Annotated in this window: 20 protein-coding genes and 1 pseudogene; 12 read left to right on the top strand and 9 right to left on the bottom strand. The window is 71.1% G+C overall.

What is annotated here, in order from left to right:
- Positions 1-21 precede the first annotated feature (21 nt).
- The 4 genes and pseudogenes from RKD05_RS11895 to RKD05_RS11910 all read right to left on the bottom strand — a co-directional run bounded on the left by RKD05_RS11895 (position 22) and on the right by RKD05_RS11910 (position 4386).
- Positions 22-537 (bottom strand): hypothetical protein, encoded by a 516-nt coding sequence (locus RKD05_RS11895; protein WP_424710258.1) that lies wholly within the window; start codon positions 535-537, stop codon positions 22-24.
- The gene (locus tag RKD05_RS11900) at positions 534-1472 is read right to left on the bottom strand and encodes an NUDIX hydrolase (RefSeq protein ID WP_424710260.1); all 939 of its coding nucleotides are present in this window, start codon (positions 1470-1472) and stop codon (positions 534-536) included. Before RKD05_RS11900 ends, RKD05_RS11895 begins: the two co-directional genes overlap by 4 nt.
- Entirely contained in the window at positions 1469-3637 is a 2169-nt protein-coding gene (locus RKD05_RS11905) for an RNA degradosome polyphosphate kinase (protein ID WP_424710261.1), read from the bottom strand. The genes RKD05_RS11900 and RKD05_RS11905 overlap by 4 nt, the downstream gene beginning before the upstream one ends.
- A gap of 55 nt (positions 3638-3692) precedes the next feature.
- A pseudogene (locus RKD05_RS11910) lies at positions 3693-4386 on the bottom strand (response regulator transcription factor).
- 152 nt (positions 4387-4538) lie between these two features.
- Between RKD05_RS11910 and RKD05_RS11915 the strand changes: the two are divergent.
- From RKD05_RS11915 to RKD05_RS11930, 4 genes are all read left to right on the top strand, one after another.
- Complete coding sequence (locus RKD05_RS11915; protein ID WP_424710263.1) at positions 4539-4829, top strand: hypothetical protein; 291 nt, start codon at positions 4539-4541, stop codon at positions 4827-4829.
- A gap of 134 nt (positions 4830-4963) precedes the next feature.
- A complete protein-coding gene (locus RKD05_RS11920) occupies positions 4964-5563 on the top strand; it encodes an FABP family protein (RefSeq protein WP_424710264.1) in 600 nt (199 codons plus the stop codon).
- A complete protein-coding gene (locus tag RKD05_RS11925; protein WP_424710266.1) occupies positions 5563-6666 on the top strand; it encodes a YgfZ/GcvT domain-containing protein in 1104 nt (367 codons plus the stop codon). The genes RKD05_RS11920 and RKD05_RS11925 overlap by 1 nt, the downstream gene beginning before the upstream one ends.
- Before the next feature lie 10 nt (positions 6667-6676).
- Positions 6677-7786, top strand: a complete 1110-nt coding sequence (locus RKD05_RS11930; protein WP_424710267.1) for an FUSC family protein — start codon at positions 6677-6679, stop codon at positions 7784-7786.
- Between the two features lies 1 nt (position 7787).
- Here the strand turns inward: RKD05_RS11930 and RKD05_RS11935 are convergent, their stop codons facing one another.
- Complete coding sequence (locus tag RKD05_RS11935; protein ID WP_424710269.1) at positions 7788-8576, bottom strand: class I SAM-dependent methyltransferase; 789 nt, start codon at positions 8574-8576, stop codon at positions 7788-7790.
- 59 nt (positions 8577-8635) lie between these two features.
- On the opposite strand from RKD05_RS11935, the gene RKD05_RS11940 reads away from it, so the two are divergent.
- Positions 8636-9382, top strand: coding sequence for a phosphoglyceromutase (locus tag RKD05_RS11940; protein ID WP_063256345.1), 747 nt, complete (start codon positions 8636-8638; stop codon positions 9380-9382).
- A gap of 63 nt (positions 9383-9445) precedes the next feature.
- Here the strand turns inward: RKD05_RS11940 and phoU are convergent, their stop codons facing one another.
- On the bottom strand, positions 9446-10120 hold the full coding sequence (gene phoU, locus RKD05_RS11945) for a phosphate signaling complex protein PhoU (RefSeq protein ID WP_424710270.1): 675 nt from the start codon (positions 10118-10120) through the stop codon (positions 9446-9448).
- A 171-nt stretch (positions 10121-10291) separates the two neighbouring features.
- On the opposite strand from phoU, the gene RKD05_RS11950 reads away from it, so the two are divergent.
- Complete coding sequence (locus RKD05_RS11950) at positions 10292-11509, top strand: sensor histidine kinase (protein ID WP_424710271.1); 1218 nt, start codon at positions 10292-10294, stop codon at positions 11507-11509.
- Complete coding sequence (locus RKD05_RS11955; RefSeq protein ID WP_424710272.1) at positions 11506-12189, top strand: response regulator; 684 nt, start codon at positions 11506-11508, stop codon at positions 12187-12189. The genes RKD05_RS11950 and RKD05_RS11955 overlap by 4 nt, the downstream gene beginning before the upstream one ends.
- A gap of 67 nt (positions 12190-12256) precedes the next feature.
- Here RKD05_RS11955 and RKD05_RS11960 read toward each other — a convergent pair whose 3' ends face one another.
- On the bottom strand, positions 12257-12805 hold the full coding sequence (locus RKD05_RS11960; protein ID WP_063256349.1) for a hypothetical protein: 549 nt from the start codon (positions 12803-12805) through the stop codon (positions 12257-12259).
- A gap of 182 nt (positions 12806-12987) precedes the next feature.
- Here RKD05_RS11960 and RKD05_RS11965 point away from each other — a divergent pair, with 182 nt between their 5' ends.
- Both RKD05_RS11965 and ispD read left to right on the top strand, forming a co-directional pair.
- Positions 12988-13470 carry a CarD family transcriptional regulator gene (locus tag RKD05_RS11965; RefSeq protein ID WP_022878946.1) on the top strand — a complete coding sequence of 161 codons (483 nt, stop codon included), beginning with the start codon at positions 12988-12990 and terminating at the stop codon, positions 13468-13470.
- A 43-nt stretch (positions 13471-13513) separates the two neighbouring features.
- On the top strand, positions 13514-14713 hold the full coding sequence (ispD, locus tag RKD05_RS11970) for a 2-C-methyl-D-erythritol 4-phosphate cytidylyltransferase (protein WP_424710273.1): 1200 nt from the start codon (positions 13514-13516) through the stop codon (positions 14711-14713).
- On the opposite strand, the gene RKD05_RS11975 is transcribed toward ispD, so the two are convergent.
- The gene (locus tag RKD05_RS11975; protein ID WP_424710275.1) at positions 14710-15171 is read right to left on the bottom strand and encodes a GNAT family N-acetyltransferase; all 462 of its coding nucleotides are present in this window, start codon (positions 15169-15171) and stop codon (positions 14710-14712) included. The genes ispD and RKD05_RS11975 overlap by 4 nt on opposite strands.
- 68 nt (positions 15172-15239) lie before the next feature.
- Here RKD05_RS11975 and cysS point away from each other — a divergent pair, with 68 nt between their 5' ends.
- Together cysS and rlmB are read left to right on the top strand one after the other, a co-directional pair.
- On the top strand, positions 15240-16622 hold the full coding sequence (cysS, locus tag RKD05_RS11980) for a cysteine--tRNA ligase (RefSeq protein ID WP_424710276.1): 1383 nt from the start codon (positions 15240-15242) through the stop codon (positions 16620-16622).
- Complete coding sequence (gene rlmB, locus RKD05_RS11985) at positions 16619-17617, top strand: 23S rRNA (guanosine(2251)-2'-O)-methyltransferase RlmB (protein ID WP_063256353.1); 999 nt, start codon at positions 16619-16621, stop codon at positions 17615-17617. The genes cysS and rlmB overlap by 4 nt, the downstream gene beginning before the upstream one ends.
- Positions 17618-17621: 4 nt before the next feature.
- On the opposite strand, the gene RKD05_RS11990 is transcribed toward rlmB, so the two are convergent.
- Positions 17622-18626 (bottom strand): ketopantoate reductase family protein, encoded by a 1005-nt coding sequence (locus tag RKD05_RS11990; protein WP_424710278.1) that lies wholly within the window; start codon positions 18624-18626, stop codon positions 17622-17624.
- A gap of 143 nt (positions 18627-18769) precedes the next feature.
- On the opposite strand from RKD05_RS11990, the gene RKD05_RS11995 reads away from it, so the two are divergent.
- Positions 18770-20236, top strand: a complete 1467-nt coding sequence (locus tag RKD05_RS11995; protein ID WP_424710279.1) for an amidohydrolase family protein — start codon at positions 18770-18772, stop codon at positions 20234-20236.
- The last annotated feature ends 2 nt before the right edge of the window (positions 20237-20238 follow it).

The following is a 20238-nucleotide window of genomic DNA, read 5'->3' on the forward strand; positions in this document are numbered from 1 at the left end:
GGCCGGCTGAGATTATGCGAATCAGGGAGCGGGCGCGGTGCCGACGGCGGCCACCGCCACCACCATGCCCGGCGGACCGGCGACGTCCCAGCCCGCGATGGGGGCGCCGTCGTCGATCCGCGCGCTCCAGTCAGACCCCGGCACGAACGCATCCATCACGTGCACCCGCGCCGGGTCGACCGTCAGCCCGCGGCCGTCGGCCTTGAGGACGGCCTCGACCCGCGCCCAGGCGCGCGCATCGCCCCCGGGCAGCACGCGGTCCAGCCCGTCGGCGTCGGCCGCGACGGCATCCAGTCCGACGCGCATCTCTCCGGGCGTCGCCACCACGAACGCCCACCCCGCGGCGTAGGACACCGAGGCCGTGGCATCCATCCCGATCACGCGGATGCGGCCGTGATCGCCGCCGCACGCCGGGCAGCGCGAGACGAACTCCGCGCCGGCGAGCAGCTCGGCGAGCAGCGCCCGCGACACCGTGCGGCGCGCGACACCCGTCGGCACCCGCCGCCAGGCGAGGCGTACGTCGGACGGGAGCGTCACACCTGCGGCTCGTGCGTCTCGATCGCGACGATGCCCGACCCCGGGTGCTCCACCGGGATGTGCGCGACGGAGAACGCCGCGGGCTCGAGCGCCGACGAGCTGCCGAGGTACGAACCCCGCATGGTTCCGGTGGCAAGGGCCAGCTCGTGCATGATGTCGGGCAGCACGGGACCGTGGCTCACGACGACGACCGGCTTGCGGGCGCGCACGCGCTCACCCACGACCGTCCGCGCGTCGCTGCGTCCCTCTTCCCACGCGTCCTGGCTGATCGCCTCGGTGAGCTGGACGCGCTGAGCGAGCGCCGCCGACAGCGGGACGACGGTGCGCACGCAGCGCTCCGCGGGGCTCGACACGATCCGTCGCACCCCGAAAGCCAGCAGCGGACCCACGATGGCGTTCGCCTGCTTCCGTCCGCGCGGCGTGAGCGGACGCGCCGTGTCGGCACCGTCCCACTCGTCGCGGGCGCGCGCCTTCGCGTGGCGCAGCGCGATGATCGGGAAGGTCGGGAGCGCCTGCTCGTCGACCAGGCGCACGAACTCGTCGAGGATCTCGATGTCGACCGGATAGCTGAGGTGCTTGCGCGCCTTCTTCAGCCCGACCCACTCGATCGCCGCGATCTCCTTGTTCGGGACGAACGTCGAGATCCGCACGGCCGCGTCCGTCGCCTCGGCGGCCCAGTAGTGGACGATCTTCGTCCGCGAGTTCGGCATCCGATACCGCGAAACGCCGACGGGGACACCGAGGGAGACGCGGATGCCGGTCTCCTCGCGGATCTCGCGCACGGCGGTCTCGGCGAGGGTCTCACCGGGATCGACCTTGCCCTTGGGCAGCGTGACGTCGCGGTACTTGGTGCGGTGGATCAGGAGCACCTTGTACTTGCCGTCGACCATGCGCCAGACCACGCCGCCGGCGGCGTAGACGGCCGTTTCCGTCACCGGACCGCCCGCGATCGGCGCTTGCGCTGCACCTGCGCCATCGTGTGCTCCTGCAGGTCGATCAGCGGAGCGCCCTCGGCATCCACGCTGTGTCGGACCCACTCGCCCTCGGGGCCGAGGTGCCACGAGCTCGTGCTGTCGTCCATGGCGAGGTCGAACAGGTCGGACAGCTCCTGGATCTGCTTCGGGTCGACCACGCGGACGAGCGCTTCGACACGACGGTCGAGGTTGCGGTGCATCATGTCGGCGCTGCCGATGAAGATCTGCGGGTCGCCGTCGTTGACGAACGTGAAGATGCGCGAGTGCTCGAGGTAGCGGCCGAGGATCGACCGGACACGGATGTTCTCGCTCATGCCCTCGACGCCGGGCTTGATCGAGCAGATCCCGCGTACCCACACCTCGACCGGCACGCCGGCCTGGCTCGCGCGGTAGAGCGCGTCGATGATCTGTTCGTCGACCATCGAGTTGACCTTGATGCGCACGCCTGAGGGCTTGCCCGCGAGCGCGTTCGCCCGCTGGCGCTCGATGTGGCGGATCAGGCCCTTCCGCAGGTGCAGGGGAGCGACGAGGAGGCGCTTGAACTTCTTCTCGATCGCGTAACCGCTCAGCTCGTTGAACAGGCGCGTGAGGTCGCGACCGACCTGGTCGTCGACGGTGAAGAGGCCGAAGTCCTCGTAGATGCGGCTCGTCTTTGGGTTGTAGTTGCCCGTGCCGACGTGGCTGTAGTGGCGCAGGCGCCCCTCTTCCTCGCGGATGACGAGCGCGAGCTTGCAGTGCGTCTTGAGTCCGACGAGGCCGTACACGACGTGCACGCCGGCCTTCTCGAGCTTCCGCGCCCACACGATGTTGTTCGCCTCGTCGAAACGCGCCTTGACCTCGACGAGCGCCAGCACCTGCTTGCCCGCGACGGCGGCGTCGATGAGCGCCTGCACGATGGGGCTGTCACCCGACGTGCGGTACAGCGTCTGCTTGATGGCGAGGACGTGGGGGTCCTTCGCCGCCTGCTCGAGGAAGGCCTGGACGCTGGTGGCGAACGACTCGTACGGGTGGTGCACGAGCACGTCGCCCTTGCGGATCGCGCCGAAGATGTCGGCGCGGCCGTTCTGCTCCGGCGGCTGGAAGGCCAGCGCCGTCTTCGGGACGTGCGGCGGGTAGTGCAGGTCGGGACGGTCGATGCGCGAGAGGTCGAACAGTCCGCGCAGGTCGAGGGCGCCCGGCAGCCGGTAGACCTCCTGCTCGGTGATGTCGAGTTCGCTGAGCAGCAACGCCCGGGTCACGTCATCCATGTCCTCGGTGATCTCGAGGCGGATGGGCGGGCCGAATCGACGACGCAGCAGTTCGGCCTCGAGCGCCTGGATGAGGTTCTCGGTCTCGTCCTCCTCGATCGTCATGTCCTCGTTGCGGGTGAGGCGGAACGCGTGGTGGTCGAGCACCTCCATACCCGGGAAGAGGTCGCCGAGGTGGTTGGAGATGAGTTCCTCGAGGGGGAGGTAGCGCACACCGGGGCCGTCTCCGGGAACCTCGACGAATCGCGGCAGCATCGGGGGCACCTTCAGTCGCGCGAATTCCTGGCGTCCGGTGCGTGCGTTGCGGATCCGGATCGCGAGGTTGAGCGACAGGCCCGAGATGTAGGGGAACGGGTGGGCCGGGTCGACCGCGAGCGGCATCAGCACGGGGAAAACGTTGCGCTGGAAGTACTCGGTCAGCCGCGAAGACGAGTCCTCGTCGAGCGAGTCCCACGACACGACCTCGATGCCCGCCTCGGCGAGGGCCGGGCGCACCTGGTCGGTCCAGACGGCGGCGTGCCGCAACTGGAGGCGGTGGGCTTCCGCCGAGATGTCGGCCAGGACGTCCTGCGGAGCGCGGCCGACGTTCGTGGGGACCGCGAGACCCGTCATGATGCGACGCTTCAGGCCCGCGACGCGCACCATGAAGAACTCGTCGAGGTTGCTGGCGAAGATCGCGAGGAAGTTGGCGCGCTCGAGCAACGGGACCATCGGATCCTCGGCGAGCTCCAGGACGCGCTGGTTGAACGCCAGCCAACTGATCTCCCGATCGAGGTAGCGGTTGTCGGGCAACTGCTCGTCGGCGGCCTCGACCGCCTCGTCGAAGTCGTCGTCATCCCCATCGCCCAGGCCCGCGTCCAGCACGTCGTGTTCGATCATTCCCTCATCATTGCAGGGGTCGATGACGTACGCGTGAACGGTTGCGTGGCGGGGCTCAGGCGGGCGTCGCGGGGACGGGCGGCTGATCGTCCTCGTACACGTTGAAGCGGTAGCCGACGTTGCGCACCGTGCCGATGAGCTGCTCGAGGTCGCCGAGTTTCGCGCGGAGGCGTCGCACGTGCACGTCGACCGTGCGCGTACCGCCGAAGTAGTCGTACCCCCACACCTCGCTGAGCAGCTGCTCGCGTGTGAAGACGCGCGACGGGTGGGTGGCGAAGAAGTGCAGGAGCTGGAACTCCTTGTACGTCAGGTCGAGCGGCTTCCCGTGCACCTTGGCCGAGTACGAGGACTCGTCGATCGTGATGCCCGAGGTCGAGATGCGCGACGACACCTGCTCGGCACTGCGGCGCCCCATCGCGAGGCGGATGCGGGCGTCGATCTCGGCGGGGCCGGCACCGACGAGGACGACCGTCGTCGACTCCCCAGTCGGTCGAGACCGCGGTGAGACCGCCCTCGGTGACCACCAGGACGAGCGGCGCTTCCATTCCGGTCGTCGTGAGGATCTTGCACAGCGACTTGGCGCCGACGAGGTCGACGCGTGCGTCGATGAACACGACATCCGCGCTCGGGGCATTGACCAGCTGCGCCGGTTCGGCCGGAATCTGCCGAACACGGTGGCTCAGCAATTCGAGCGCAGGCAGCACCGCGCTACCGCCGGGGGCGGAGCTGAGAACGAGCAGCTGAGCCAAACGGACCTCCCAGTGCGGGCCTGCCGCACCCGCCCATCTTAGGGGGGTGCCGCGCCGTCGCGCGGTCACGCCCTCGGTGGGGCCGCTCCGGCGCGACGCGCCCCGGCCTTCGCATGCGCACGATGGCGGCGGTGTGCGCGATGATGGAGGGCATGTCGACCCCCGACCTCGCGCCGCGCCGCACGTACGGCGGCATCGTCGCGGTCTGGGTCCTCGCGCTCGTGGCCGGTGTCGCGATCGGACTCTTCGTCCCGGCCGACTGGCGCGCGCAGTGGATCACGGTCGCGCTCGGCGGCTGCGTCATCGCGGCCTTCGCCGTGCAGCTCTGGTACGGCCGCTCGCAGGCGTTCATCCAGCGGGTCGCGGCGAGTGTGCTGGGGGCGCTCGTGGTGCTCGGTGTCGTGACGGCGGGGTTCGGGCTGGCATCCATCGTTCCCCGGTAGAGTTGGGCCATGGACCTCCTCGCGCTCGAACTCTTCTTCGTGGGACTTCTCGGTCTCGCCTCGCTGGCGATCGCCTTCGTCTCCGGCACCGTCATCTGGAACCTCTACCGCGGCCAGCGCTGACGAGCGCCGTCGTGATCGAGATTCCGACCGACCTCCCCGCCGACCTCGTCCCGCTCTCGTGGCTGATCGGCGTGTGGGAGGGCACCGGCGTCATCGACTACGAGGCCGACGGCCGCACGTTCTCGGGCGAGTTCGCGCACCGCGTGAGCTTCAGCCATGACGGCGGCGACTTCCTGAACTACTCGGCACGGGCCTGGTTGCTCGACGGCGACGACCGCCGTCCCCTCGTGTCCGAGACCGGGTACTGGCGCGTTCCTCGTCCGGCCACCGACGCGGATGCCGGACCCGCGCTGCTGCCGCCCACCGAAACCGCCCCGCGGCGGACCGCCGACGACGTCGAGACGCTCCGTACCGCCGAGGGCGGCTTCCCGCTCGAGGTGAGCCTGGCGCACTCCAACGGCGTTCTCGAGCTGTACCTCGGTCAGGTCCGCGGTCCGCGGATCGACCTGGCGAGCGACGCCGTCGTCCGCACGGCGGGCGCCAAGCCCTACGCCTCCGCGACCCGCATCTACGGACTCGTCGACGACCACCTGCTGTGGGCGTGGGACATCGCCGCCTTCGGCCGCGAGCTCGCGTCCCACGCCTCGGCGCGACTGGCACGGGCCGAGTGATGGCGTCTCTCACCGAGGTTCCCGGGGCCGTCGTCGACGACGCGGGTCTCCGCCACGTCGGCTCGCCCCTCGCGGAGCAGCGTCGGCTGGCATCCGGTTCCGCGCTGGCGCCCCTGGGCGATCGCCGCGTGCTGTCGGTCGGCGGTCCCGACCGGCTGAGCTGGCTCGACTCGCTGTCGTCGCAGGCGCTCACGCATCTTCCCGCGGGCGTGTCGACCGAGATGCTCATCCTCGACCCGAACGGTCGCGTCGAGCACGCGGCGTCGGTGATCGACGACGGTGAGACCGCCTGGCTGATCGTGGATGCCGCCGACGCCGAGCCGCTCGCGGCCTGGCTCGGGCGCATGCGCTTCCGTCTGCGCGTCGAGGTGCGCGACCGGTCCGACGAGGTCTTCGTCGTCGGCGGCACCCGGGCCGCGGTCGCGGGGCTGAGCGCGCTGGCCCCCGCGGGCGTCCCCGTCGTGTGGGTCGACCCGTGGCCCGAGGTCTCTCCCGGCGGCTGGGCCTACGCCCGCGTCGAGGATCACCCCGGTGCCGAGCGCGACTGGGCCGAAGCGGTCGTGGATGCCACCGAGTTCGACCGCATCGTCGCCGCGGCCGTGGCCGGCGAGGTCGCCTTCGCGGGGCGCGAGGCCGTCGAGGCGTTGCGGGTCGCGGCGTGGCGTCCGCGGGTCTCGGTGGACGCCGACGAGCGCCTGCTGCCGCACGAGATGGACTGGCTCCGCACCGCCGTGCACCTGTCGAAGGGCTGCTACCGCGGACAGGAGACGGTGGCCAAGGTGCACAATCTCGGCCACCCGCCGCGTCGCGTGGTCGCGCTGCAGCTCGACGGGAGCGACAGCGTGCTCCCCGCGCGCGGTGACGTCGTGCGCGTCGGCGACGACGCGATCGGCGCCGTGACCTCGGTCGCCGTGCACTTCGAGGAGGGCCCGATCGCCCTGGCCCTCGTCAAGCGCACGGCTCCGGCCGACGTGACGTACGTGGTCGACACCGCGGACGGTCCCATCGCCGCGGCGGTGGAGACGGTCGTCCCCTCCGACGCGGGCGCGACCGCCGGCGTTCCCCGGTTGCCGCGCCTCGGGCGCCGCCGCGCCGCGGAATGACCGCCGCGAAATGACCGCCGAGGAGTCCTCGACGACGCTCGGCGTCGTCGTGCCGCACTCGCGCGTGCGCACGACCCTGCGGCGCCGGTGGGGGCGGGTCCGCGAGTCGATTCCCGCGATCGTGCAGATCGTCGTCGCCGCGACCGCGGCGTTCGCGTTCGCGCATCTCGTGCTCGGACATACCGTGCCGCTCCTGGCCGCGACCGTGACGGTGTCGAGCCTCGGGCTGGTGCGGGATGCCCGTCCGTGGCGCGTCGCCGAGACCGTCGCGGGAATGCTCGTCGGCATCCTCCTGGCGGAACTCGTGCTCCTGGTCGCGGGCGCGGGGTGGTGGCAGATCGCGGTGGCGATGTTCGTGACCCTCGTGGTGGCGCGCTTCCTCTCGCCGCAGCCCGGTTTCGCGTTGTCGGCCGTGGTGCAGTCGCTCATCGCGCTGGTGCTGGTGACCGGCGCGCCGTTCGTCCGCCTCATCGACGGCGCGGTCGGGGGAGCGGCGGCCCTGCTCGTCACGGCGCTCATCCCGCGGACGCTCCGGCGCACCGAGCTCCGGGATGCCGATGAGCTCTTCGACGCGTTCGACGTCGCGACCGCGACGATCGTGCGGGCGCTCCGGCGCGGCGACCGTGCCCGTGCCGAGCGAGGGCTCGAGCGTGCGCGAGCGTTGCAGACCTACGTCGATGCGTGGAGCGGATCGCTCGAGTCGGGACAGGAGGTCGCGCGCATCTCACCGTTCCTGCGCCGCCAGCGCACCGAGCTCGAGCGCCATGCGCGCGTGCGCGCGGCGATGGACCTCGCCACCCGCAACCTCCGCGTCGTCGCCCGCCGTGCCGCCTACCTGTGCGCCGACGGGCAGCCGCGCGCGGTGCCGGCGGACCTGCTCGGCGAGATCGAGCGCGGTGCCGGCCTCGTCCGCGACGCACTCGACGACGTCTCGGTCGAACCGGCCGCCCGCGCCACCCTCGCGGCCCTTGCGATGCGGCTCGATCCGGCTCAGATCCTGCCCGACGGCAACATCGGAGAGCTCAACCTCGTCGCGGCCCTGCGCCCGCTGACGGTCGATCTGCTCGTGGCGACCGGGATGCCGTTCGCCGAGGCCCAGGCCCTGCTTCCGCGGGTCTGACTCACGCCGGGGCGACGGCGTCCCAGTCCACGCCGACCTCGCCCAGTCTCCAGCGCGACCGTCCCCGCACCGGCCAGCCATCCGCGGCCAGCGCCTCGATCGCCGTGCGCCAGCGGTGCACGGGACCGAACGGGGCGACGGAGGCGGCGCGGTTCCACTCGCGCTGCAGCGCCGCGACGTAGTCGTGCACGCGCTCGCCGGGGACGTTCCGGTGGATGAGAGCCTTCGGCAGGCGCTCGGCCAGGATCGCGGGGTCGTCGAGCTCGGCGAGCCGCAACGAGACGGTGAGGCTCCGGGGGACGGCATCCGCCCCCACCTCCACCCACGTCACGACGCGGCCGATCTCGTCGCACGTCCCCTCGACCAGGATGCCGTCGGGCGCGAGCCGTGCGCACATGCGCGCCCAGGCGTCTGCGACGTCCGCCTCGTCGTACTGCCGCAGAACGTTCATCGCGCGGATGATCGCGGGGCGCCGGCCGTCGGGTGTCGGGACCTCGAAGCCGCCCCGCGCGAAGCTCACGCCCTCGACTCCCTGCGCCTGCGCACGCGCCCGCGCGACGCGGTCGGGATCGATCTCGAGACCGAGGACCGTGGCATCCGGCCGGACCCTCGTCACCCGTGCGTGCAGTTCGAGCGGGGTCACGGCGCTCGCCCCGAATCCGAGGTCGACGACGAGCGGATCCGCGGCCCGTCGGAGCACCGGATGCCGCGCGATCCAGCGGTCGACTCGTCGCAGGCGGTTGACTCCGGTCGTGCCGCGCGTGGGGCGGCCGACGGGGGAGGGAGTCACTCCGACATGATGCCAGGCGCGGCCCGGAGGAGACTCGTCGGCGTCGCTAGCATGGAGACATGCCTCACACGCTGATCCTCCTCCGCCACGGGCAGAGCGAGTGGAACAAGACCAACCAGTTCACCGGCTGGGTCGACGTCCGGCTGACCGACCAGGGGAAGGCCGAGGCCCAGCGCGGCGGCGAGCTCCTGAAGGAGTCGGGCGTGCTGCCCGACGTCCTGCACACCTCGGTCCTCAGCCGCGCGATCCAGACGGCCAACATCGCGCTCGACGCGGCGGACCGCCTGTGGATCCCCGTCCAGCGCTCGTGGCGCCTGAACGAGCGCCACTACGGCGCCCTGCAGGGCAAGGACAAGGCGCAGACGCTCGAGGAGTTCGGCAACGAGCAGTTCATGCTGTGGCGCCGCTCGTTCGACGTTCCGCCGCCGCCGCTGCCCGCCGACGACCAGTACAGCCAGGTCGGCGACCCGCGCTACGTCGGCATCGACGGCGAGGTGCCCGACACCGAGTCGCTGAAGATCGTCATCGACCGCATGCTGCCGTACTGGCACAGCGACATCGTCCCCGACCTGCAGGCCGGCAAGACCGTTCTCGTGACGGCGCACGGCAACTCGCTGCGCGGCCTCGTCAAGCACCTCGAGGGCATCAGCGACGCCGACATCGCCGAGCTGAACATCCCGACCGGCATCCCGCTCGTCTACCAGCTCGACGACGACATGAAGCCGCTCGGCCCGGGCGAGTACCTCGACCCCGAGGCCGCCGCGGCCGGTGCCGCCGCTGTCGCCGCGCAGGGCAACAAGAAGTAACGCCCACCGCAACGAGAACGGGGTGGATGCCAGTGGCATCCACCCCGTTCGACGTTCGCGGCGTCAGACCACCGGGGTCGGGGTGACGTCGTCGGCGCCGGCCCAGTCGCCGGTGGCGAGGTAGACGACCTTCTTCGCGACGGAGACCGCGTGGTCGGCGAAGCGCTCGTGGTAGCGGCTGGCGAGGGTCGCGTCGACCGTGGCCGTGGCCTCGCCCTTCCAGGAGTCGCCGAGGACCTTCTCGAAGACGCTGACGTGCAGCTCGTCGATGTCGTCGTCGACGTCGCGGATCTCTTCCGCGATCTTGAGGTCCTGCGTGCGGAGGAGCTCGGCGAGGCGCCGGGCGACCTCGACGTCGAGCTCGCCCATACGGGTGAACGTGCTCTTGAGGCCCTTGGGGATCGCGCGCTCGGGGAACCGCGACCGCGCGAGCTGGGCGATGTGCTCGGCCATGTCGCCCATGCGCTCGAGCGACGCGCTCACACGGAGCGCCGTGACCACGATGCGCAGGTCGCGCGCGACCGGCTGCTGGCGGGCGAGGATCTCGATCGCGAGCTCGTCGAGGGCCATGGCCTTCTCGTCGATGATCGCGTCGGCCTCGATGACCTCTTCCGCGAGCGAGACGTCGCTCGAACCGAAGGCACGCGTCGCGCGGTCGATGGCGACCGCGACCAGTTCGGCGATCTCGACCAGTCGGCTCTGGACGTCCTCGAGGGACTGGTGGAACACTTCGCGCATCGCGATACCTTCCTCGTCGGCGGCACGGCACACATACGTCCCGCGACCCTCCGGGATTCTTCCCAGCGAAGGTTAACGAGTGGTGCTGTGACAGTGAATAGTAGCTGTTGGGTGTGGTCGGCCCCGTCTGAACGGCCGGTGACGTCCGAAGGGCGGCTTTACGCTGGAGCCATGGATCACACGCAGCTCTCGCTGCTCGCGCTCCTCGTGGGAATCATCGTCGGGAGCTCCGTGGTGGGCCTCATCGTCGTCGCGCAGCGCGCCCGGGACCGGGCTCTCGCCCAGGGCTCCTCGGAGCTCCCCGAGGGTGTGGAGTCCATGCTCGGCGCCCTCGACGACCCGGCGGTGGTGTGCGACACGTCCGCCACGGTGCTGGCGCTCTCCCCGGCCGCCGAGGTCTTCGGACTGGATGCCGGCTCCGCCATCGTCGACGAGGATCTCCGCCGCGTCGCCCGCGCGGCCCGGGAGAACGGCGCCCCCGTGAGCGAGACGCTGCGCCTGCGGCGCGGAGCCGCTCCGGCGGAGCCGCGACTGGTCGCCGTGCGCGCCGCCCCGCTCTCGCCCCGCCTGGTGCTGCTCGTGCTCCGCGACATCACCGAGCGCGAGCGCGTCGAGGAGATGCGTCGGGACTTCGTCGCCAACACCAGTCATGAGCTCAAGACGCCGGTCGGCGCGGTGAGCCTCCTCGCCGAGGCGATCGAATCGGCCGCCGACGACCCGGCGCAGGTGCGGTACTTCTCGGGCCGTCTGCAGGCCGAGATCCAGCGGCTGTCCGCGCTCACCAATCGCATCCTGAGCCTGTCCCGTCTCCAGGCCGCGGACGAGCTCCGCGACGTGCGCGACGTCTCGATCGACGAGGTCGTGACCGCCGCGATCGAATCCCACACGATTCAGGCCGACTCCGCCCAGGTCACCGTCGTGCGGGGCGGCACGAAGGGCTTGTGGGTGCGGGGCGAACCGCAGATCCTCACCGAAGCCGTCGGCAACCTCATCGCCAACGCGATCGCCTACTCGCCCCAGGGATCGAAGGTCGGGGTGGGGATCAAGCTCGACGAGGACGTCGTCGAGATCGCCGTGACCGACCGGGGAATCGGCATCCCGGAGAGCGATCAGCACCGCGTGTTCGAGCGCTTCTATCGCGCCGATCAGGCCCGCTCGCGCCGCACCGGCGGCACGGGTCTCGGCCTCTCGATCGTCAAGCACGCCGTGCAGCGACACGGCGGCGAGGTCCGCCTCTGGTCGCGACCCGAGCGCGGCTCGACGTTCACCATCCGCCTGCCCCTGTCCGAGGCACCCGACCTCGACCTCGTACGCCCCAAGGCGCGTCGCAAGAGCCGCAAGTCCGGCACCGCGACCCGCCCCGCACCCGTGAAGGGAGACACCGCATGACCCGCGTTCTGATCGTCGAGGACGAACCCGACCTCGCTGACCCACTCGCCTACCTCCTGCGACGGGAGGGGTACGAGGTCGAGATCGCCGAGGACGGCGCGCTCGCCCTGGCGGCGTTCCGGGAGCGCGGAGCGGACATCCTGCTGCTCGACCTCATGCTCCCCGGGATGCCGGGCACCGAGGTGTGCCGTCAGCTGCGGCTGACGTCGCAGGTGCCGATCATCATGCTGACCGCCAAGGATTCCGAGGTCGACATCGTGGTGGGTCTCGAGCTGGGCGCCGACGACTACGTCACGAAGCCCTACTCGACGCGCGAGCTCCTGGCCCGGATGCGCGCAGTTCTGCGCCGTCGGAGCCCCGAGGAGTCCGACATCGACGAGCGAATCCTCAGCGGCGGCCGCGTGACCCTCGACATCGACCGCCACACCGTGTCGGTGGACGGCGCCGAGATCAACATGCCGCTCAAGGAGTTCGAGCTCCTCGAGGTGCTGATGCGCAACGCCGGTCGCGTGCTCACACGCGGTCAGCTGATCGACCGGGTGTGGGGGACCGACTACTTCGGCGACACCAAGACGCTCGACGTCCACATCAAGCGCATCCGGTCGCGCATCGAGCAGAGCCCGAGCGAACCGTCCATGCTCGTGACGGTGCGCGGCCTGGGCTACCGCTTCGAGGCCTGACCGCGAGAACGACGAAGGCGCCGACGGAGAACCGTCGGCGCCTTCGCGTTGCCCGGGCGGGCGGAGATCAGGAGGACGGCGTCGGCGACGGGGTGGCCGCGGGCGTCGCCGGGATCAGCGTCGTCGTCGGCGTGGGGGTCGGCGCGAGCGGCGCGAGGTACTCGAGCGCGCCGTCGAGGACGGGGACCTGGACCAGCGCGCCCTCGGCGTCACCGGACTGGAAGTAGACCGGGACGGTGGAACCCGGGGCGCCCTCGAACCCTTCCAGGGCCAGGGGCTTCACCTTGTTGGCGAGGTCGCCGAGGCTCACGGTCGAGCTGGCGGGGACGTTGACCGACGCGCGGACCGTGCTGCCGCCCTCGCCGACCTCGAGGCGCAGGGTCTGCGACTGGTTGGTGTCGTTGACGATCGCGGCGACGAAGTTGCCCGCCGTGCCTTCCTCGTCGGCCACGATGAGGGCGTTGCGCACCTGCAGCGGGCCGGACTCGGGCACGTTGACCCCGTCGGAGGCGGAGTACTCGATCGTGGTCGCCTGGGGAGCGATGAGGTTGCAGCCGGTCGTTCCCAGAACGACGGCGGCACCAACGGCCAGGGACGCGAACAGGCGCGTTTTCACGGATCCTCCCGGAACGACAGACGGCATCCTGATCATCCTACGGGGTTGCCGACCCGCGCCCGGTCCGGGCACCGCCCTCGCGGGCGCCCTACGCGCGGGAACGACAGCTGCCGGGGAGGGGGCGGAACCTTAGCGCATGGGGGCCTGTGGTATCCTGGATGTTGCCGAAAGGACATAACTCCATGCTTTTTGAGGTTGGCGAGACCGTCGTTTACCCGCACCATGGCGCGGCCACGATCATCGAGGTCAAAGAACGCGTCATCAAGGGCGAGACGAAGAAGTACCTGAAGCTCAACGTCACGCAGGGCGACCTGGTCATCGAGGTCCCCGCCGAGAACGTCGACCTCGTCGGCGTCCGCGACGTGATCGGCAAAGAGGGTCTCGACCGCGTCTTCGAGGTGCTCCGTGCGCCCTTCACCGAGGAGCCGACCAACTGGTCGCGCCGCTACAAGGCGAACCTCGAGAAGCTCGCTTCGGGTGACGTCATCAAGGTGAGCGAGGTCGTCCGCGACCTGTGGCGCCGCGATCAGGACCGCGGCCTGTCCGCCGGCGAGAAGCGCATGCTGGCCAAGGCCCGTCAGATCCTCGTGTCCGAGCTCGCTCTGGCCGAGAAGACCGACGAAGACCGCGCGAGCGTCGTGCTCGACGAGGTCCTCGCGTCCTGACGTCGGTCGCGGTTCGTCGGCGCGTCCGCGCTAGCGTGGTCGGGTGAGTCCCGCACCCGTCCCGCGTCTGGCCGTCATCGTCGTGGCCGCCGGTTCCGGCACCCGCCTCAACGGGGGTGCGCCGAAGGCGTTCGTCGGTCTCGACGAGAACACGATTCTGCGTCACTCGTTGCGCCGTGTCTTCGCCGCGCCGCGCGCACAGGTGGTGATCGTCGTGCCCGCGGGCTTCGAGGGAGCCGCGCTCACCGACGTCCGCGAGGTCGCCGGTGACCGGATCGACCTCGTCTCCGTCGTGGCCGGGGGAGCGACGCGTCAGTCGTCCGTCGCCGCCGGGCTGGCGGCGCTGTGGGCCGACATCGACACGGTCCTCGTCCACGACGCCGCGCGCGCGCTCACGCCGGTCGCGGTGTTCGAGCGGGTCGTCGCCGCTCTCGACGACGGTGCGCTCGCGGTCATCCCGGCCGTCCCGGTTGTGGACACCATCAAGCGTGTGGATGCCGCGGGGGCGATCGTCGCGGCCGTCGACCGGTCCGAGCTCGCCGCCGCACAGACCCCGCAGGGCTTCCGCCGCGGCATCCTCGAGGAGGCGTCGCGCGCCGCGGACGCCGACCACACCGACGACGCGGCGCTCGTCGCGGCTGCCGGTCACCCCGTGATCACGGTCGCCGGGGACGAGGCATCCTTCAAGATCACTACCGGCCCCGACCTCGACCGCGCGCGGGCGCTGATCGCGCAGGCCGCGCCTCGCGCCGTGCGGCATGACGGTCCCGCCGCTCCCCGCGTGGGCATCGGGACCGACGTGCACGCCTTCGGCGGCGACGGCGCACTGTGGCTCGCGGGCCTGGAGTGGCCGGGGGAGCAGGCGCTCTCCGGGCACTCCGACGGCGACGCCGTCGCGCACGCCATCGTCGACGCCCTCCTGGCGGCGGCCGGACTCGGCGACATCGGCACGCACTTCGGCACCGACCGGCCCGAGTTCGCGGGCGCGCACGCCGAGGCGTTCCTCGCCCACACCCGGAATCTGCTCGGCGCGGCGGGCTGGCGCATCGGCAACGTCTCCGTGCAGGTGCAGGCGAACCGGCCGCGGTTCGCCGGGCGGCGGGAGGAGGCCGAGCGCGTGCTGTCGGCCGCGCTCGGGGGCGCACCAGTGTCGGTGAGCGCGACCACGACGGACGGCCTCGGCTTCACCGGCCGCACCGAGGGCGTGGCAGCGTTCGCGACCGCGCTGGTCGTTCCGGCCTAGATCTCGCGCGTCATGAACGTCGACAGTGGATCCGGGCGGTACGACCCGAACGGCGTGCACTCGACGAACCCCTCGCTCGCGTAGAGACCGCGCGCGGCCGCGAAATCGTCGCCGCTCCCCGTCTCGAGCCACAGGGTCCGGATGCCACGCTCCCGCGCCTCCGCCATGATGTGCCGGAGGATCGCGCGTCCGATCCCCTGGCCGAGGAACCGTTCGGCGACACGCATCGATTTCAGTTCGCCCGCGTCGTCGCCGAACGGGGCGAGCGCGCCGATGCCGGCGAGCTCGCCGTCGACGCGCGCGGACCACAGGGACGCCCCGTTGTCGACCAGCGCATCGGCGTCGAGCGCGTGGCAGCTCTCGGCCGGCGTGTTGGCCAGCATCCCGGAGACGTGGGCCGTCACGAGGGCGCGGGTGTCGGGAACGCTGACGTCGTCCCGTGCGATGTCCAGGGGCATTCTGCGACCCTAGCGCCGGCATGTTTCGTGCACGGGTCGCCGTCAGGGGCGGCCGGTAGGCTTGTGCGGTGACCGTCCGGCTGTATGACACGAAAGCGCAGGCTCTGCGTGACTTCGTCCCCGTCGACCCCGCGAACGTCACCATGTACGTCTGCGGCCCCACCGTGCAGTCCGGCCCCCACATCGGACACGTCCGCGCGGCCCTCGCGTTCGACGTCCTCCGCCGCTGGCTCGCCCACCGCTTCGGTCGCGTCACCTTCGTCCGCAACGTCACCGACATCGACGACAAGATCCTCGCGAACGCGACCGACACCGAGCCGTGGTGGGCGCTGGCCTACCGCATGGAGCTCGAGTTCTCGCGGGCATACGCCGCCGTCGGCATCCTTCCCCCCACCTACGAGCCGCGCGCGACCGCGTCGGTGACCCAGATGCAGGAGCTCATCGCCGAGCTCATCGAACGCGGTCACGCCTACGCCGCCGCGGGCGACGTGTACTTCGACGTGCGCTCGTGGCCCGCCTACGGCGAGCTCACGCACCAGAGCGTGGATGCCATGGAGTCGGCGACCGACGCGGATCCCCGCGGCAAGCGCGACCCCCGCGACTTCGCGCTGTGGAAGGGCGCGAAGGAGGGCGAGCCGGCGTCGGCGACGTGGGCCTCGCCGTGGGGTGCGGGGCGCCCGGGCTGGCACATCGAGTGCTCGGCGATGTCGCGCCGCTACCTGGGCCCCGAGTTCGACATCCACGGCGGTGGCCTCGACCTGCGTTTCCCGCACCACGAGAACGAGATCGCGCAGTCCACCGCGGCGGGCGACGCGTTCGCGCGGTACTGGGTGCACAACGGCCTCGTCACCGTGGACGGCCAGAAGATGTCGAAGTCGCTCGGCAACTTCACCCTCGCTGCTGACGTTCTCGCGGAGCGCGACCCGCGGGTGGTGCGCTACGCGCTCGCCGCCGCGCACTACCGCTCGAACCTCGACATCTCCGACCGCGGCTTCGCCGAGGCCGCGAGCGCCCTCGACCGCATCTTGACGTTCCTCGACCGCGTCGCGCGCGCGGCGGACGCCGACCCCTCGGCGGGCATTGTGCCCTCGGACTTCGCCGCGGCGATGGACGACGACCTCGGGGTGCCGCAGGCGCTCGCCGTCCTGCACGAGACGGTGCGGGCGGGCAACACCGCGATCGACGAGGGCGACCTCGTCGCGGCGGTCGAGGCCTCCCGCGCGGTGGTCGGCATGCTCGAGGTGCTGGGGCTGGAGGCCTCGGCGCCCGCCGCCGCCGGCGGGGGAGCGGAGACGGCGCTCGACGCGCTCGTCGCCGAGATGATCGCGCAGCGCGCCCGTGCGCGCGCCGACAAGGACTGGGCCGCTGCCGATCGCATCCGTGATGCCATCGCTGCCGCCGGAATCACGCTGGAGGACACTCCGGCCGGAACCCATTGGAGTATCGAATGACCAAGCCTGGACGGCCCGGGGCGCGCAAGCCCGGCAAGAAGAAGGGCCCGCTCAAGGGCACCGGCGGTCACTCCCGCAAGGCCCTCGAGGGCAAGGGCCCCACGCCCAAGGCGGAGGACCGCAGTTGGCACGTCGCCGGCAAGCGCAAGGCGGCGCAGGAGCGTTACGCCGCCGCCGGCGGCAAGGGCAAGCCCGGCGTTCGCCCGGTCGGCTCGTCGCAGGGCCGTGCCCGCGCCAAGCAGACGGACGACACCGAGACGGTCACGGGCCGTAACTCGGTGCTCGAGGCGCTGCGCGCCAAGATCCCCGCCACGGCGTTCTACATCGCGCAGCGCGTCGAGATGGACGACCGCGTCAAGGAGATGCTCTCGATCGCCACGCACCGTGGCATCCCGGTCCTCGAGGTGACCCGTCCCGAGCTCGACCGCATGGCCGGTTTCGACGGCGTGCACCAGGGCGTCGCCCTCAAGGTGCCGCCGTACGAGTACGCGCACCCGCAGGACATGCTGGAGGAGATCATCGACCGCGGCGAGCTGCCGCTGCTCGTGGCCCTCGACGGCGTGACCGACCCGCGCAACCTCGGCGCCATCATCCGATCGACCGCCGCGTTCGGCGGGCAGGGTCTCGTGCTCCCGCAGCGCCGGTCGGCGAGCGTGAACTCCGCCGCGTGGAAGACCAGCGCCGGTGCCGCCGCGCGCGTTCCCGTGGCGCTCGCGGCGAACCTCACCGCGACGCTCAAGGAGTTCAAGAAGCAGGGCGTCTTCATCCTCGGCCTCGCCGGTGACGGCGACGTCGCGCTGCCCGACCTGCAGCTCGCCGATCGACCCGTCGTGATCGTCGTGGGCTCCGAGGGCAAGGGTCTGTCGCGCCTGGTGACCGAGACGTGCGACCAGGTCGTGTCGATCCCGATCTCGACCGCGGCCGAGTCGCTGAACGCCGGGATCGCGGCATCCGTCGCCCTATACCAGGTGTCGACGCTCCGCAACGCCGGCTGATCCCTCAGCCGCGCTGCATCCGCTGCAGCGCGGCGAGGGCGGGCTCGAGGTCGCCGCGCTCGATGGCGTGGCCCACCTCGACGATCGCTTCGTTGACGGGGGTCGGGATGCCGAGCCTCCGGCCCGCGGCCACGACCGCGCCGTTGATGTCGTCGACCTCGCTGTGGCGGCCCTTGCGCCAGTCCTGGAGCACGGTCGTCGTGGCGCCCGGAACCGTGAACCGTTCGTAGAGCGCGTCGAGCATGGTCTCGACGACATCGGGTGAACTCGCGATCGACTCCGGGGTGAGGCCGAAGATCGGCAGCACCCGGTGCTCGCCCGCGACGCGGAGCGCCTCGCGGCCCGCGTCGAGCATGAGCTCCCGCATGCCGGGGACGCGGATCGCGTCGACCATCGGCAGGCCGAGCGCCGCCGTGGGCACGAGGACCGACGCGTTGCTGACGAGCTTCATCCACTTGGCGGAGGCGATGTCGTCGACCCGGGCGACCTCGCCCGAGTGCGACAGGACGTCGGCCACGTCGCTCCCGCGGGGGGCCGTGGCATTCACCGCGAACCAGGACCGCTCGGGATCGACGTGACGGTGCACGACACCGGGGTCGGTCATGGTGGAGGAGATCTCGATCACGGTGCCGACGCAGCGGTCCGCGCCCACGATGTCGGCGACGGTCTCGGTCGTCATGCCGTTCTGCACGGCCGCGATCGCCCCGTCGGGCGCGAGGTACGGCTCGATGAGAGCTGCGGCCCACCGGGCGTCGTAGGCCTTGGTGACGAGCAGCACGAGGTCGAACGGTTCGCGCAGGGTCGCCACCTCGCACAGGTGCAGCGTGCGGGGGTGCACGTGGCGCGTGCCCGAGGGCATCTCGATGCGGAGACCGTCGCGCCGCATGGCCTCGACGTGCGCGGGCCACTGTTCGATGAGGACCGGATCGAGACCCGCGTGGATGAGATCGGCGCCGATCGAGGCGCCGTTCGCGCCGGCGCCGAGGACGGCGATGGACGGAGTGGACATGTCGCTCCTTCGTTGGAGTGTCAGCGAACGGGAGGGCGCCGGTGATGCGGTTCATGAAACCAGGCTGAACGAAAACCCGACTCTTGCCACGTCCCCACGGAGAGTGTAAACCAGGAACGTACATTCTCAATGGGGAGAAAGCCATGACAGAATCCACACCCGCCGCCGAGCAGTTCTCGTCGGACCGCCCGTTCGTCTTCCGCAACGCCACGGTCATCACCATGGACCAGCAGGGCGTTCTGGAGGATGCCGATGTCCTCGTGATCGGCCGCGACATCGCCGCGGTCGGCCACCGTCTCGAGGTGCCCGAGGGCACGCTCGAGATCGACGCCTCGGGGGGCATCGTCACCCCCGGCTTCGTCGACACGCACCGCCACATGTGGCAGTCCGCGCTCCGCGGCTACGGCGGGGACTGGGCCCTCAGCCAGTACTTCGTCTTCTACTACCTGAACTGGGGCGAAGTCTTCCGCCCCGAGGACGTCTACGCCGGCAACCTCCTCAGCGCGCTCGAATCCGTCGACACCGGCGTGACGACCACCCTGGACTGGTCGCACGGCCTTCGCACACCCGAGTACGGCGAGGCCGCGCTCCAGGCACTGCGCGAGATCCCGGGCCGCTTCGTCCTCGGCTACGGCAACTACCTGGGGGCCCCGTGGGAGTGGGCCAACGCCCCCGAGTTCCGCGACTTCGTCTCGAAGAACTTCTCCTCGCACGACGACATGCTGACGCTGCAGCTGGCGTTCGACGTCCCCGGCGCGTCCGACTTCCCCGAGCGCGGGGCGTTCGAGGCGGCTCGCGAACTGGGCCTGCGCGTGACGACCCACGCGGGAGTGTGGGGCGCGACGACCGACACCGCGATCACCCAGATGTACGACGCGGGATTCATGACGCCCGAGATCACGTACGTGCACTCCGCGTCCCTCAACGAGCAGAGCTACCAGAAGATCGCCGCCACCGGCGGCACCGTCTCGGTCGCCACGGAGTCGGAGCAGAGCGCCGGACAGGGATATCCCTCGACGTGGGCGATCCGCAAGCACGGCATCCCGGCATCCCTTTCGATGGACACGAGCGTGTGGTGGAGCGCCGACTTCTTCTCGGCCATGCGCGCCACCCTCAGCGCCGACCGTTCGCGCGACCACCTCGAGGCGCACGCGCGCGGCGAGACGATCGTCGCGAACCGCCTGCGGGCCGAGGACGTGCTGCACATGGCGACCATGGGCGGGGCGCTCTCGATCGGTCTCGAGGACCGCATCGGCTCCCTCACCCCGGGCAAGCGCGCCGACATCGTGCTCATCAAGAACGACGAGTCGCCCGCGATGACCCCGATCCTCCACCCCTACGCGCACGTCGTGTACCAGGCCGGAACGGCCGACGTGCACACGGTCGTCGTCGACGGCAAGGTCGTGAAGTACCAGGGCAAGCGCATCGGCCTGCCGCTCGCACCCGTTCGCGACAAGGTCGCCGCCTCCGTCGAGTACGTGCGGTCGAAGCTCGGTGAGAAGGCGTGGACCGAGGGCATGCACCCCGAGATCCCCGTCGACGAGGAGATCGAGAACCCGTACCGCTACACCGACGGGGACGCGCACGTCGTCGCCCGTGCCCACGACTGAGA

Source organism: Microbacterium sp. SLBN-111 (assembly GCF_049739645.1).
Classification (GTDB): Bacteria; Actinomycetota; Actinomycetes; order Actinomycetales; family Microbacteriaceae; genus Microbacterium.

Excerpts from the sequence above, each read along its gene's own strand:
- RKD05_RS11930 (WP_424710267.1), top strand. The coding sequence starts at position 6,677 with ATGACCGCCGAGGAGTCCTCGACGACGCTCGGCGTCGTCGTGCCGCAC.
- RKD05_RS11990 (WP_424710278.1), bottom strand. The coding sequence starts at position 18,626 with ATGTCCACTCCGTCCATCGCCGTCCTCGGCGCCGGCGCGAACGGCGCC.
- RKD05_RS11975 (WP_424710275.1), bottom strand. The coding sequence starts at position 15,171 with ATGCCCCTGGACATCGCACGGGACGACGTCAGCGTTCCCGACACCCGC.
- RKD05_RS11925 (WP_424710266.1), top strand. The coding sequence starts at position 5,563 with ATGGCGTCTCTCACCGAGGTTCCCGGGGCCGTCGTCGACGACGCGGGT.
- RKD05_RS11915 (WP_424710263.1), top strand. The coding sequence starts at position 4,539 with ATGTCGACCCCCGACCTCGCGCCGCGCCGCACGTACGGCGGCATCGTC.
- RKD05_RS11955 (WP_424710272.1), top strand. The coding sequence starts at position 11,506 with ATGACCCGCGTTCTGATCGTCGAGGACGAACCCGACCTCGCTGACCCA.
- RKD05_RS11995 (WP_424710279.1), top strand. The coding sequence starts at position 18,770 with ATGACAGAATCCACACCCGCCGCCGAGCAGTTCTCGTCGGACCGCCCG.
- phoU (WP_424710270.1), bottom strand. The coding sequence starts at position 10,120 with ATGCGCGAAGTGTTCCACCAGTCCCTCGAGGACGTCCAGAGCCGACTG.
- RKD05_RS11940 (WP_063256345.1), top strand. The coding sequence starts at position 8,636 with ATGCCTCACACGCTGATCCTCCTCCGCCACGGGCAGAGCGAGTGGAAC.
- RKD05_RS11905 (WP_424710261.1), bottom strand. The coding sequence starts at position 3,637 with ATGATCGAACACGACGTGCTGGACGCGGGCCTGGGCGATGGGGATGAC.
- RKD05_RS11950 (WP_424710271.1), top strand. The coding sequence starts at position 10,292 with ATGGATCACACGCAGCTCTCGCTGCTCGCGCTCCTCGTGGGAATCATC.
- rlmB (WP_063256353.1), top strand. The coding sequence starts at position 16,619 with ATGACCAAGCCTGGACGGCCCGGGGCGCGCAAGCCCGGCAAGAAGAAG.
- RKD05_RS11965 (WP_022878946.1), top strand. The coding sequence starts at position 12,988 with ATGCTTTTTGAGGTTGGCGAGACCGTCGTTTACCCGCACCATGGCGCG.